General features: G+C 72.5%; 11 protein-coding genes. 6 read left to right on the forward strand and 5 right to left on the reverse strand.

The window, feature by feature from the left end; all coding sequences use genetic code 11:
• The first annotated feature begins 32 nt into the window (after positions 1–32).
• Positions 33–2,255: a SulP family inorganic anion transporter gene (locus ABD140_RS31495; protein ID WP_344245098.1), complete on the forward strand. Its 2,223-nt coding sequence runs from the start codon at positions 33–35 to the stop codon at positions 2,253–2,255.
• Positions 2,256–2,422: 167 nt separating this feature from the next.
• Here the strand turns inward: ABD140_RS31495 and ABD140_RS31500 are convergent, their stop codons facing one another.
• The 4 genes from ABD140_RS31500 to ABD140_RS31515 form a co-directional block, all read right to left on the reverse strand.
• Positions 2,423–3,910 (reverse strand): PH domain-containing protein, encoded by a 1,488-nt coding sequence (locus tag ABD140_RS31500; protein WP_344245006.1) that lies wholly within the window; start codon positions 3,908–3,910, stop codon positions 2,423–2,425.
• On the reverse strand, positions 3,907–4,410 hold the full coding sequence (locus ABD140_RS31505; RefSeq protein ID WP_344245008.1) for a PH domain-containing protein: 504 nt from the start codon (positions 4,408–4,410) through the stop codon (positions 3,907–3,909). The genes ABD140_RS31500 and ABD140_RS31505 overlap by 4 nt, the downstream gene beginning before the upstream one ends.
• Before the next feature lie 275 nt (positions 4,411–4,685).
• On the reverse strand, positions 4,686–6,311 hold the full coding sequence (gene sepH, locus ABD140_RS31510; RefSeq protein WP_344245010.1) for a septation protein SepH: 1,626 nt from the start codon (positions 6,309–6,311) through the stop codon (positions 4,686–4,688).
• A gap of 471 nt (positions 6,312–6,782) precedes the next feature.
• Positions 6,783–8,096 carry a D-arabinono-1,4-lactone oxidase gene (locus ABD140_RS31515; protein WP_344245013.1) on the reverse strand — a complete coding sequence of 438 codons (1,314 nt, stop codon included), beginning with the start codon at positions 8,094–8,096 and terminating at the stop codon, positions 6,783–6,785.
• 151 nt (positions 8,097–8,247) lie between these two features.
• On the opposite strand from ABD140_RS31515, the gene ABD140_RS31520 reads away from it, so the two are divergent.
• From ABD140_RS31520 to ABD140_RS31530, 3 genes are read left to right on the forward strand one after another with little or no spacing between them, the layout of a single operon-like run.
• The gene (locus tag ABD140_RS31520) at positions 8,248–9,324 is read left to right on the forward strand and encodes a lytic transglycosylase domain-containing protein (protein WP_344245015.1); all 1,077 of its coding nucleotides are present in this window, start codon (positions 8,248–8,250) and stop codon (positions 9,322–9,324) included.
• A 9-nt stretch (positions 9,325–9,333) separates the two neighbouring features.
• Positions 9,334–10,212: a ferrochelatase gene (gene hemH / locus ABD140_RS31525; RefSeq protein ID WP_344245017.1), complete on the forward strand. Its 879-nt coding sequence runs from the start codon at positions 9,334–9,336 to the stop codon at positions 10,210–10,212.
• On the forward strand, positions 10,209–11,021 hold the full coding sequence (locus ABD140_RS31530) for an inositol monophosphatase family protein (protein WP_344245019.1): 813 nt from the start codon (positions 10,209–10,211) through the stop codon (positions 11,019–11,021). Before hemH ends, ABD140_RS31530 begins: the two co-directional genes overlap by 4 nt.
• Here ABD140_RS31530 and ABD140_RS31535 read toward each other — a convergent pair.
• Complete coding sequence (locus tag ABD140_RS31535) at positions 11,018–11,194, reverse strand: hypothetical protein (protein WP_344245021.1); 177 nt, start codon at positions 11,192–11,194, stop codon at positions 11,018–11,020. The two genes, ABD140_RS31530 and ABD140_RS31535, sit on opposite strands and share 4 nt — an antisense overlap.
• Positions 11,195–11,352: 158 nt before the next feature.
• Here ABD140_RS31535 and ABD140_RS31540 point away from each other — a divergent pair, with 158 nt between their 5' ends.
• A complete protein-coding gene (locus ABD140_RS31540; RefSeq protein WP_344245023.1) occupies positions 11,353–12,006 on the forward strand; it encodes a response regulator transcription factor in 654 nt (217 codons plus the stop codon).
• Positions 12,003–13,163: a sensor histidine kinase gene (locus tag ABD140_RS31545; RefSeq protein ID WP_344245025.1), complete on the forward strand. Its 1,161-nt coding sequence runs from the start codon at positions 12,003–12,005 to the stop codon at positions 13,161–13,163. The genes ABD140_RS31540 and ABD140_RS31545 overlap by 4 nt, the downstream gene beginning before the upstream one ends.
• Positions 13,164–13,226 lie beyond the last annotated feature (63 nt).

Here is a 13,226-nt window from a genome sequence, read left to right on the forward strand (position 1 = left end):
CAGTGAAACGTTTTCTCGCGCCCGGTCGGGACGTGCCCGCCTCGTTCGTGGTCTTCTTGGTCGCGATGCCGCTTTCGCTCGGCGTCGCGGTCGCCTCGGGCGCGCCGGTCGAGGCGGGTCTGATCGCCGCGATCGTCGGAGGCGTCGTCGCGGGGCTGCTCGGCGGCTCACCGCTGCAGGTCAGCGGCCCGACCGCCAGCCTCACCGTGATCATGTTCTCCCTGATCGAGACCTACGGCTGGCGGGCGACCTGCGCGATCACCATGTGCGCCGGCATCCTGCAGATCGTGCTGGGCGCCAGCAGGGTGGCCCGCACCGCGCTGGCGGTGTCCCCGGCGGTGGTGCACGGGATGCTGGCGGGCGTCGGCGTGGTGCTGGCGCTGTCCCAGCTGCACATCGTCCTGGGCGGCAGCCCGCAGGACTCCGCCCTGGACAACCTGGTGGACCTGCCGCGGCAGGTCCTCGCCCAGCACTCCCTGGCGACCGGCCTCGGGGTGCTGACCATCGTGGTGCTGCTCGTCTGGGAGCGAACCCCGTGGCGGCGGGTGCCCGCCCCGCTGGTGGCGGTCGCCGCGGCGACCGCGGTCGCCTGGTTCGGCGGGTTCGACGTGCCGCGCGTGGACCTGCCGAGCAGCCTGCTCGTGCACTGGGGGCCGCCTTCGCTCCCGGACGGGGCGCTGCCGGACGTGGTCGGCGCGGTCGTGGCGGTGGCGCTGGTCGCCGGGGTGGAGTCCCTGCTGTGCAGCGTCGCGATCGACCGGATGCGCCCGGTGGGCGTGGCGCGCAGCGACCTGGACCGGGAGCTGGCCGGCCAGGGCGCGGGCAACTTCGTCTCCGGCCTGCTGGGCGGCCTGCCGGTCGCCGGAGTGATCGTCCGCAGCACCACCAATGTGCGGGCGGGCGCGCTGACCCGCGGCTCGACGGTGCTGCACGGGATCTGGGTGCTGGTGCTGGCCATGTCCTGCGGGGCGGTGCTGGAGCAGATCCCGCTGGCCGCGCTGGCGGCCCTGGTGGTGACGCTGGGCCTTCGCCTGATCGACCGGTCGCACCTGCGCGGCCTGCGCCCGCACCGGGAGAGCCTGATCTACTGGGTGACGCTGGGCGGTGTGGTCGTCCTGGGCGTGGGCGAGGGCGTCCTGCTCGGCATGGGGCTGGTCGCGTGCCTGGCGCTGCGGCGGCTCACCCGGGTGTCGGTGCGCACCGAGCAGCGGGACGGCCGGTGGCACGTGGTGGTCGAGGGCTCGCTGACCTTCCTGGTCGTGCCCCGCCTCGCGGCCGTGCTCGCCGGGATCCCGGCGGGTGCTCCGGTGGATCTCGACCTTGATGTTGACTTCATGGACAATGCGGCGTTCGACGCCATCCATACCTGGCGCGTTTCCCACGAACGGCTGGGAGGTAGAGTCGATATCGATGAAATCCACGAATCCTGGTATGAGAGTGCGATGACCGGAGAAAGCTCCCCGCCTCCGCGTAAGACGGCGGGTTCTTCCCGCTGGTGGGCGCCCTGGGCGAACCGTGGCCGGCGCCGGCCCGAGGCGCTCGAGCAGGCGAGTCCCCGAGAGATCCTGCTGGCAGGCGTACGCGAGTACCACGGAAGCACCGCCCGGCTGGTACGGCCGATCATGGCGGAGCTCTCCATGGCGCAGACTCCCGACCATTTGTTCATCACCTGTGTTGATTCACGAGTGGTGCCCAATCTCATTACGGCCAGCGGCCCCGGTGATCTTTTCATCACGCGCAATGTCGGCAATCTTGTTCCCCGCAATGGCGCGCGGGTGTCGGACGACTCGGTGATGGCGTCCGTGGAATACGCGACGTCCGTGCTGAACATCAAGACGATCACGGTCTGCGGCCACTCCATGTGCGGCGCGATGGCCGGTGTGCTGGGCGGCGGCACCGAGATCGAGCACCTGCCCCAGCTGTCGAACTGGCTCAAGCACGCCAACCACAGCCTCGACAGGTTCCTGCACGAGCCGGACCCCGAGGACGCCCGGACGCCGCTGGACCGGCTCTGCCAGGTCAACGTCATGCAGCAGCTGGACAACCTGCTCACCTACCCCTGGCTGAAGCACCGGGTGGAGACGGGCGAGCTGGAACTGGTCGGCATGTACCTGGACCTGGAGACCGCCCAGGTCCACATCCTCGACCCCGAGCAGGGCAGGTTCCTCACCGTGCCCGACTCGGTCGAGCCGTCGGAGGAGCGCGCCCCGCGCAAGGGCGGCGCCCCGCACGGAACGACCGCCTTCCCCGCCTGACCGGGCCGCCCCGCCGGGGGACCCGGGGAGGTCCGCCGGGGCGGAGGGGGCTCCGCGACGAAGAAGAGCACGGCCAGGGGCCGTCCGGTACCGCACCGGACAGCCCCTGGCCGTCGCCGCGACAGGGGTCCGGAAGCATCCGCCGCGCGTTCTGGTGCGCTGGACGGTCACCCGACCGCGTCCGCCAGGGGCTCGGGTGCCTCCGCCGGAGAGTCCGTGAGGAAGGGGGCGATCCAGGCGGGGGCGACGCTGGAGGCCAGGCGCAGGGCGTCCGCCTCGGAGAGGTCGAGGGCGTCGTAGGAGCCTTCGCCGGCGCCGACGGCGATGGTCAGGGTGACCAGGTCGCGGCGGCGCTGGAAGAGGGACTGGCGGAAGCGCCAGCCCACGACCGCGCGGTGTTCGATGATCTGCTGGTTGCGCACGAGGGAGCCCGAGCGCACGGACAGCAGGTCGCCGTCCGAGGCGTGGCCGAGCTGGGCGTAGCGGTCCAGGGCGAGCGGGACGGCGGCCACGGTGGCGACGGCCGCCACGATCGCCAGCCACAGCGGCCCGCTGGCGACCGCCAGGACGGAGACGGCCAGCGGAGGCAGGACCGCGCGGGTGAGCCTGCGGGTCAGCGCCGCCTTCGGGTGGCCCTTCAGCGGCTCCCTGAACCTGCCGACGACCTCCTCCGCCACGTGCAGGACGGTCGTCCGCGGCGCCGTGGGCAGCAGGCGCCCGCGGTGCTCGGCGTCGCCGAGGCCGGTGACGAGCGCCGTCAGGCGCGCCACGTCCTTGCGGCGCTCCAGGGGGTTGTCGCGGAGCTCGACACCGCGGATACGGCGCCGTTCGAGGGTCACGCTGCGCCGCGACACCAGGCCGCGTTCGGCGGCCAGCGCGCCCTTCTCGTCCTCCCCGGGCACGGCGCGCAGCGTGAAGTCCCAGTTGAACCAGGTGAAGACCAGGACGGACGCGACGGGCATCATCAACGCCAGCAGCAGGAGCGCCAGGATCCCCAGCATCGGGGGAAGGCCCACGACCGTGTCGCCCAGGTGGGAGAGCGTGCCCTCGGAGACCAGGCCGAACTCGTTGTTGAGGTTGTAGAGGGTGCCCAGGAGGCTGCCGATCAGCGCGAACGGCGTCAGCAGGTAGGCGCCGCTGAGCGGGGCGTACCGGTACCAGGAGGGGACGGCGCGGGCGAGGACGTGCTCCTGCGACGGCTCCTCCCGGCGGCCCAGCAGCAGTTCCCTCAGCCGCTGCGCCTCCTGCCGGGTCACCGCGTTCAGGACGCCCTCGTCGCCGTCGGACGCCGCGTCGATGCGCAGGACCGCCAGGCCGAGCAGCCGGTGCAGGAAGCCGGCGGTGATGTCGACGCCCCGGACGCGTTCGAGGGGGATCGTCTTGACCGACCTGCCGATGAGCTGGTGGCGCAGCACGACCCGGTCGTCGGTCACGGTGTAGGTGAACGTCCACCAGCGGACGACCTGGTGGACGAGCCCGAATCCCAGGGCCGCCGCCGCGAAGTAGAGCCCCGTCCCGCCCTCGCTGACGAGCAGGGCGGTCACGGCCACCGCGAGCAGCGCGAGCGTCTCGCGGACCGCTCCGACGATCCAGGTGAGGGGGCTGAGCCTGCGCGGCGCGTCCGGAGGCGGGCGCCGACGGCCTTCGCCGCTCATGTGGCGTCGTCGCGCAGCGCGTGGGCGCGGCGCGCCAGTTCGGAGGCGAGGTCGGTGGCGGTCGGCAGCGGCAGGCCGACGAGCTCGGATGACCCTTCGTGCGAGGCGGTGTTGATCCGGAGGGTGGCCAGTCGGAGCAGCCGCTCCAGCCAGTTCTGCTGGGCGTCGACCGTCTGGATGCGGCTGACCGGCACCAGCAGCCACTGCCGCTGCAGCGCGCCGATCCGCAGGTAGACCACGTCGGAGCTGATCTCCCAGCGGTGCACCCGGTACCGCCAGTACGGAACGGTCAGGACGGACAGCGCCGTCACCGCGACCACCAGCCAGGGCAGCCACGGCAGCCACGGCGGTCGCCACGCCCAGCCGGCGCCGGCGGCCCAGCCGCTCAGCGCGAAGGCGCAACCGGTCAGCACCGCGCCGCCGAGCAGCAGTTCCAACGCCCACTTGGCCATCGCGCGGGCCGACACCCGATGCGCGGGAGGCCTCAACCGCGAGTTCACACCGATCACCCTATGCGCCCGGCGGCCCGGTCCTCCGGAATGCCGGACCGCCGCCGTTCCCCCGACCGGCCATCACCGCTCCGCCCACCCCCCACAGAGCCCCATAACGCTCACTCCGCGCCCGTCGGCCCGGATGCCGCCTCCCCGGTTCCTTCCACGTCCCCGGCCATCCCTACCCGACCGGGAGGCCAAGACGGACCCATGCGCGGGGCCGCCGGGGGCGGGAAAGGGGAGAGCCCCGGCGGGGCCGGGGCTCTCGTGGCGGTCGGGTGAGGTCAGTCGGGGCGGCGGGCGCCGAACATGATCTCGTCCCAGGAGGGGACGCTGGCGCGGCGGCTGCGGGCCGGGCGCTTGCGGGGCCGGGGCTCGGCCTTGGCGGGAGCGGCCGCGGCGGGGACCGGGGCGGGCTTGGGCGCCGGTTTGGGCTTGGGCTTGGACGGCTCGCGGCGCGGTTCGGGGGCGGGCGCGGACTGCTGGGCCGCGGGGGGCTCGGGAGCGGCGGGCGGCGCCTCCTGGGCCGCGGGGGGCTCCACGGGGGCGTGCCGGTGCGGCGCGGGCGGCTCCGGTGCGGCGGGAAGGTCCTCCCCGGCGGTGGGGCGCTCGACGGTGGAGGCCGTGGGGTGGTCGGCGGCCGGGCGGGCGTTCTGCTCGTCGGCCCGCTGCTCGGGGGAGAGGCGTGCGGGCGGGACGGTGACGCCGGGCTCCGGGGCGGAGCCACCGGTGGAGGCGGCGGCGGGCGTCTCGGCGTCGGCCTGGTCGGCCTCGGCGGGGGAGACGGCGTCGGCGGGCTCGGACGCGGCGGGCGCCTGCGGGGTGCCGTGGTCCTGCGCCTGGTCCTGCACGACCTCGGCGGACGGAGGCGCGGACGCCTGGGACGCGGCGGGAGCGTGCGGAACCGGAGCGGGGTCGGCGGAGGACGCCGGCTCGGCGGCCTCGGCGGGCTCGGTGGCGGGGGCCTCGGCGGCGGGCTCGGCGAAGGAGGGGTCCGCGGCGGGCGGCCCGGCGGTCTCGCGCCGGTCGGACGGGTTGAAGGTGATGGCGGTGGAGCGTCCGGCGGCCTCGGGCTCGCGGCTCGGCGGCGGGGGAAGGGTGGTGGGCTCGCCGCCCTCCAGCAGGGCGCTGAGCGCCTCGAGGTCGGGGAAGTCGGCGGCGCGGGCCTCGCGCTGGAAGCGCTCGGGCGTGAAGGGCTCGGGGTTGAGCGGGGTGGCGGCGGGCGGGGCCGGCGCGAAGGGGCGGCCGGCGGGGTAGTCGCGCCGCTGGTCGGAGACGATCTTCATGGCGGGGCGGCGCAGCGGGGTGACGGTGTCGGGGGCGGGCGGCTCCTCCTCGGTCAGCGAGCTGAGCCGGGAGGCCTCGTCGTCCAGCGCGCGCACGACGCGGCGGCGCGGGTCGAACTTCCACTCGGCCGCGTGCGGGCGGCCGCCGTCGTAGAAGGACAGCCGGACCTGCCAGCTGTTGTCCTCGCACTTCCAGGCGTCCCAGGTGACCTCCTCGAGGTCGGCGCCGCGGTGGCCGAGGCGCTCCTCGACCAGCTCGCCCAGCGGCGGGCCGGGCGTGGACTCCCCGGGGACGCGCACGACGCAGCGCTGCGCCTGCTGGGCCATGTACTCGCGTTCCTGGAGGACCGGGCCCTCGAACCAGCGGACGCGTTCAACCGGGATGCCGGCCGACTCGGCGATCTCCTCGGCGGTCTCCCCGGCTCGGATGCGGGCCTGGATCTCCTTGGGGCGCAACGGACTCTCCACTTCGATCTCGAACTGACCGAGACGGGAGAAGTGCCCGCGGATCGCGGCGCGCAGCCGGTCGTCCACGGGCAGGGTGAACCGGGTGCCCCGGCCGGCGGAGGCCAGCACGAGGTACGAACCGTCCTCGCTCACCGCCACGAGGCGCAGCTCCTGCATGCGTGTCCTTCCCAGCCTTGTCCCCGGCCCTCATCCAAGCACCGTCCTTGCGACAGCGGGCGCATGCGTCCCTTCCCCCGATTCCCCGGATCGCGGTGAAGCGATCCAGGGCCCCTGGAGTCTCTCGCCAAGGACGCACCCACTGCCAGCACCGTACCCGGCATGTCCGAACATCGTCGCTTGGATTCGTTCGGTGTGCTAGTGCGATGTGAGTGCGGTCACCCGGTGTTAAGGAACAAAGCTGTTCTTCTCCCTGGCTCAGCTTGCCGTGCTGGAGGCCCGTGAGGGGGTCAGGCTGCCCTTTTCTTATGCATCCTTTTCCCGGGCGGTGCCGGTACGGCGTGGCTGGAGCAGGGAAAACATGTGGTTGGTTGAGGTTTATCTACCTCATTATGGTTGAGCCGAAACACCACTCTTTGAGTGACGCGCCGGAATTTTTTTTTGCGCGGCTTCTCCGGCGGGCGCCCGGGGTCAGTCCCCGAGGACCTGGCGGAGGTAGGGGTTGGCGAACCGGCGGTCGGGGTCGAGTTCGTCGCGGAGCGCGGTGAAGTCGGCGAAACGCGGGTAGGCGGTCTCCAGGTAGGACGCGTCGCGGGTGTGCATCTTGCCCCAGTGGGGGCGCCCGCCGAGCGCGGTGAGGATCTGCTCGACGCCCTCGAAGTAGGCGGCGTGCTCGTTGCGGTGGTAGACGTGGATCGCGATGAACGCCGTCCGGCGGCCGTGGGCCATGGACAGCCAGGCGTCCTCGGCCGGGAGCACCCGCACCTCGATGGGGAAGCTGATCCGCCACCCGTGCCGGTCGAACGCGGCGCGGATCTCGCGCAGCGCGGGCACCAGGTGCTCGCGCGGGATCGCGTACTCCTGCTCCTTGAAGCGCACGGTGCGGGAGGTGGTGAACACCTTGTAGGAGGTGTCGGTGTAGGCGCGCGCGCCGAGCAGCTTGGCCGAGATCCCGTTGATGGGCCCGATGCTGCCGGGGAGGCGCCGGGTCACCCGCTGGGCGACGCCGAACACCTGGTTGGACAGGAACTCGTCGTCGAGCCACGCCCTGAAGCCCGGCAGCGGCTCGCGCGGGCCGTCCACGCGGTTGTTGCGCTTGGTCAGGCAGCCCTCGCTGTGCGGGAACCAGTAGAACTCGAAGTGCTCGTTGTCGGCCTCCAGCTCGTCCAGCCGGGAGAGCACCTCGTCCCAGGCCATCGGCTCCTCCTGCGCGCGCAGCAGGAAGGCGGGGACGGTCTGCCAGGTGATGGCGGTGACGACGCCCAGCGCGCCCATGCCGACCACGGCGGCGGCGAAGAGGTCGGGGCGCTCGGTGCGCGAGCAGGTGACCTTCTGCCCGTCGGCCAGCACCATCTCCAGGCCGACGACCTGGGAGGCGAGCCCGGCGTGGTCGCGCCCGGTGCCGTGGGTGCCGGTCTGGGAGGCGCCGGCGATCGTCTGCTCCTGGATGTCGCCCATGTTGGCCAGGGCGAGGCCGTGCTCCTCCAGCAGCCGGTTGAGCCGCCACAGCGGCAGCCCCGCCTCGGCGGTGACCAGGCCGGTGGCGGTGTCGATGGAGCGGACGGCGGTCAGCTCCCGCGGGCTGAGCTGGACCCCGTCGGTGAGCGCCGCCCCGGTGAAGGAATGGCCGGTACCGGGCATGCGGACGGTCAGGCCGTCCTCGGCGGCGCGGCGGACCTGCTCGGCGACCTCTTCGGCGGACCGGGGGAAGACCGTCCGGACCGGGGTCGACTGCTGGTTTCCCGCCCAGTTGCGCCAGACGCCGGGGGAGGTTTCAGGAGGCATGGGAGGAGAGTAGTGCTCCACCATTTGTGAGGAAAATTCACATTTTGGAACGTTATGTAATTGTGACAAAAGGTGGCGGCGCGCTGCTCTTCCCGCCCTCACCGTACCGGCGGCCCCGCAGTGGTCCGAGGCGGCCCGATAGCCTGCCGAGGTGAGAAGAAACCGGCTGCTCACCGTCCTGTCCGTGGTCCTCGTGCTGGCGTTGACGGTCGGCGCGGGCTGGCTGGCCGCGCGGCTGGGGGAGGAGGACGGCCGGACGGAGGCGCAGGCGCCGGGATCGCGGATCACCGCGGACATGGTGGTGGCCGAGCAGGTCGCGCCGCTGGAGCGCGTCGTGCCCCCGCACGTCCTCGCGGTCGTCGCCACCGGAGTGGACGACGCGCAGGTCGAACGCGTCCGCCGCATCCGCCGGGTGCGGGACGTGATCGTGGTGGACGGCGGCGCGGTCACCCTGGAGGGCAGGCGTGTCAACGTCTTCGCCGTCGACCCCTCGCGGTTCCGGTCCTGGACCTCCCCGGAGACCGCCAGGAACCAGGACCTGTGGGCCGCGCTGGCCGCCGACAGGTTCGTGGCCGCCGGCCGCACGGCACGGGAGCTGAGGCTGGAGCTCGGCCGCCCCTACCAGATCGTCGCCCGCTCGGCCCCGGACGTCGTCCTGGGCGGCACCGCGCCGCTGGGCATCCCCCAGGTGGACCTGCTGGTGGGCGAGCGCACCGGGGCGGCGCTGGGCCTGGTCTCCTCGGTGGCCCTGATGGTCAACGCCCCCGGCGCGTCCTCCGCGGACATCGCGAAGAAGGTCCGCTCCGTCCTGGGGAGGAAGGCGGCCGTGGTGGACCTGTCCGCCGCGGGCTCGCAGACCGGTTCCAGCTACCTCGACCTCTACAAGAAGGCGGCCGTCACCTGCCCCGGCCTCTCCTGGACGGTCCTGGCCGCGATCGGGCAGGTCGAGAGCGACCACGGCACCAACGTCGGCCCCTCCAGCGCCGGCGCCCTCGGCCCCATGCAGTTCATGCCCGCCACCTGGAAGTCCTACGGCGTGGACGGCGACCGGGACGGCAAGGCCGACATCATGAACCCCTACGACGCCATCCCCTCGGCCGCCCGCTACCTGTGCGCCGCGGGCGCCCAGCGCGACCTCTACAAGGCCGTCTACGCCTACAACCACGCCGACTGGTACGTGCGCAAGGTCCTGTCCCTCGCCGACGCCTACGCCCGGCGGTTCTCATAGGCTGAGCCCATGGACGCTCTGCTGCTGATCTCGTTCGGGGGGCCGGAGGGCCCCGAGGACGTCATGCCCTTCCTGGAGAACGTCACCAGAGGCAGGAACGTGCCGCGGGAGAGACTGGAAGAGGTGGCCGAGCACTACCACCTCTTCGGGGGCGTCAGCCCCATCAACGAGCTGTGCCGTGAGCTGAAGGACGCCATCGGCAAGCTGGTCGACGTGCCGGTCTACTGGGGCAACCGCAACTGGCCTCCCTACCTGGAGGACACGGTCGCCCAGATGAAGGAGGACGGCGTCCGCTCGGCGGCGGCGTTCGTCACCTCGGCCTACAGCGGGTACTCCTCCAGCGGCCAGTACCTGGAGGACATCGCCCGCGCCCGCGCCGCCGTCCCCGGGGCGCCCGAGATCACCAAGCTGCCGGTCTACTGCCTGGAGCCGGGGTTCCTGGAGCCGTTCGCCGCCCGCACCCGCGAGGCGCTCGCCCAGGCGCCGGGGGCGCGGCTCGTCTTCACCGCGCACAGCGTGCCGCTGGCGCAGCCGGGTCGCGAGGACTACGTGCGGGAACTGGAGGAGGCGGCCCGCCGGGTGCACGCGGCCAGCGGGTCCGACCAGCCCTACGACCTCGTCTACCAGAGCCGCAGCGGACCGCCGTCCCAGCCCTGGCTGGAGCCGGACGTGCTCGACCATCTGCGGCACCTGCACGCCGAGGGCGTCGAGCGGGTGGCGCTGGTGCCGATCGGCTTCGTGTCCGACCACATGGAGGTCAAGTTCGACCTCGACGTCGAGGCCCGGCAGACCGCCGAGGAGCTGGGCATGACCCTGGTCCGCGCCTCGACGCCCGGCGCCGCGCTGGCCCCCCTGGCCCGCGACCTGTTCGAGAGGGCCCGGGCATGACCGCCGACGACCGCGCCGAACTGCACTCCCTGCTGGATCTGGCGGTGGAGACCGCCCGGGAGACCGGCCGCATGCTCATCGACAAGCGGCCTCCGACCGGCCCCGAGGTGGTGGCGGTCAAGTCCAGCGCCACCGACGTCGTCACCCAGATGGACGAGGCGGCCGAGCGGCTGATCCGCGACCGCATCGGCGCCGCGCGGCCGCGGGACGCCTTCCTCGGCGAGGAGGGCGGGGCCAGCGCGGGCTCCTCGGGGATCCGCTGGGTGATCGACCCGATCGACGGCACCGTCAACTACCTGTACGACCTGCCGGACTGGGCGGTGAGCATCGCCGCCGAGCGGGACGGCGAGACCGTCGCGGCGGTGATCGAGGTGCCGCGCCGGGGCTGGACGTTCACCGCGGTCAAGGGCGGCGGCGCGTTCCGCAACGGCGAGCAGGTGCGCTGCGGCGCCGGGGTGCCGCTGGCGCAGGCGCTGATCGCGACGGGGTTCGGGTACGCGTCTCAGCGCCGCGCCACGCAGGCGGAGGTGCTGGCGGGGGTGCTGCCGCACGTCCGCGACATCCGCAGGAACGGCGCCTGCGCCATCGACCTGTGCATGGTGGCCTCGGGCCTGGTGAACGGCTACTACGAGCGGGGCGTGCAGCACTGGGACATCGCCGCGGGCCGGTTGATCGTGACCGAGGCGGGCGGCAGGATCGGCGGGCTGCGGGGGGCGGCCCCGGGACCCGAGCTCACGATCGCCGCGGCCGCCGACCTCTTCGGCCCGCTGCACGACCTGCTGGCCCCGCTGGATCCCCTGCGGGACTAGGCCGGCAGGCCGGCGTGCGGGGGAAGGTCGTGGTTGGCCGCGATCCTGCGCAGTTCGTCGATCTCGGACTGGCGCAGGTCGGCCAGGTAGATGTCTCCTTCGCGCTGGGCCGTCTGCAGCGACTCGTACGCCTCGGCCAGCCGCTGCTGGATGGTCTCGTTCAGTTCGCTCATGGGGGCGGTCCTTCCGGGTCAGGCCCTCCTTACCCTTGGTCCAGTGGTCTAAACCAAAAATATCCTGGAGGGGGTGAGATTCTCGCATGGGCTTCTTACCGGTCACTTACCCGGTGTGTGACATAACGGATGCTGTTGCGAGAACAGGGGGAGACCAAGTGCGAGTTCTGGTCGTCGAGGACGAGCGGGTGATGGCGGACGCGATCGCCACCGGACTGCGGCGGGAGGCGATGGCCGTCGACGTCGCCTACGAGGGCGCGGGCGCGCTGGAGCGCGCCTCCGTGAACGCCTACGACGTGGTCGTGCTCGACCGCGACCTGCCCAGGGTGCACGGGGACGAGGTGTGCCGCCGGCTCGTCGCCGAGCGCTACGGCGCGCGCATCCTCATGCTGACCGCCGCCGGGGAGCTGGACGACCGGGTCGCCGGACTCAACCTGGGCGCCGACGACTACCTGGCCAAGCCGTTCGCCTTCAAGGAGCTGATCGCCAGGGTGCGGGCGCTGGGCCGCCGCGCCGCCACGCCGCTGCCGCCCGTGCTCGCGCGGTCGGGCATCGAGCTCGACCCCAACAGGTTCACCGTCACCCGGGACGGCAGGCCGGTGGAGCTGACCCGCAAGGAGTTCGCGGTCCTGCAGGTGCTGCTGGCCGCCGAGGGCGTGGTCGTCAGCTCCGAGCAGCTGCTGGAGAAGGCGTGGGACGAACACATCGACCCCTTCACCAACGTGGTGCGGGTGACGATGATGACCCTGCGCAAGAAGCTCGGCGACCCGCCCGTCATCGAGACGATCCCCGGGGTGGGGTATCGGCTGTGACGACCCCGGGCACCCTTCTGGCGGACCTGCGGCAGCTGCCGCGCAGGGTCAGCGTCCGCATGCGGCTGACCCTGCTGTACGGGTCGCTCTTCTTCTTCGCCGGCGTGCTGCTGATGCTGGTCACCTACGTCTTCGTCGGCCAGTCCTTCAGCGCGGTGCTCCCGCCGGGCGGGAAGCTCGGCTTCTACAACGGCTACGGCACCACCTACGAGTTGCCGGTCGACGACCTCCGCCAGGACATGCTGGCCCAGCTGATCAAGCGCATGTTCTTCGCCCTGGGCGGGGTCTGCGTGCTCGCCCTGTTCCTGGGCTACGTCGTCGCCGACCGGGCTCTGGCGCCGCTGCAGAACATCACCTCCGCGGCCCGCCGCCTGTCCGAGAGCACCCTGCACGAGCGCATCGCGCTGGAGGGCCCCGAGGACGAGATCAAGGAGCTGGCCGACACGTTCGACGCGATGCTGGAGCGGCTCGGCGACGCCTTCGACTCCCAGCGCCGGTTCGTCGGCAACGCCTCGCACGAGCTGCGCACCCCGCTGGCGATCAACCGCACGCTGCTGGAGGTCGCGCTCACCGACCCGGACGTCTCGCCGGACCTGCTGACCATCGGTAGGACGCTGCTGGCCAACAACGCCCGGCACGAGCGGCTGATCGAGGGCCTGCTGCTGCTGGCGCGCAGCGAGCGGGAGCTGACCACGCACGCGGTCGTCGACCTCAAGGAGGTCACCGAGACCGTCCTGAAGTCGATGGGCAAGCGCGCCGACGGCAACCCCCTGGAGCTCACCCTGCACACCGAGCTGACCTCCGCGGCGACCACCGGCGACCCCGTCCTGCTGGAGCACCTGGTGGCCAACCTGGTGGAGAACGCCTTCAAGCACAACGTCGAGGACGGCGAGGTCTACGTCCGCACCGGGGAGCTGAACGGGTTCGCCACCTGCCAGGTGGAGAACACCGGCCCGACGATCCCCGCCTACGAGGTGGAGCGCCTCTTCGAGCCGTTCCGGCGGCTCAACAGCGACCGCATCGAGTCGGCCAAGGGCGCGGGCCTGGGGCTGTCCATCGTCCGCTCGGTGGTCACCGCGCACCGCGGGACCGTCGTGGCCGTCCCGCGGCAGGACGGCGGCCTCATCATCACCGCCAGCCTTCCGCTGCACCAGTAGGAACACGGAGAAGGGGCCCGGGAGGACGTCCTCCCGGGCCCCTTCGCGTGGGGCGGCGTGCCG

It is taken from the genome of Actinocorallia libanotica (assembly GCF_039525175.1).
GTDB lineage: Bacteria > Actinomycetota > Actinomycetes > Streptosporangiales > Streptosporangiaceae > Actinocorallia > Actinocorallia libanotica.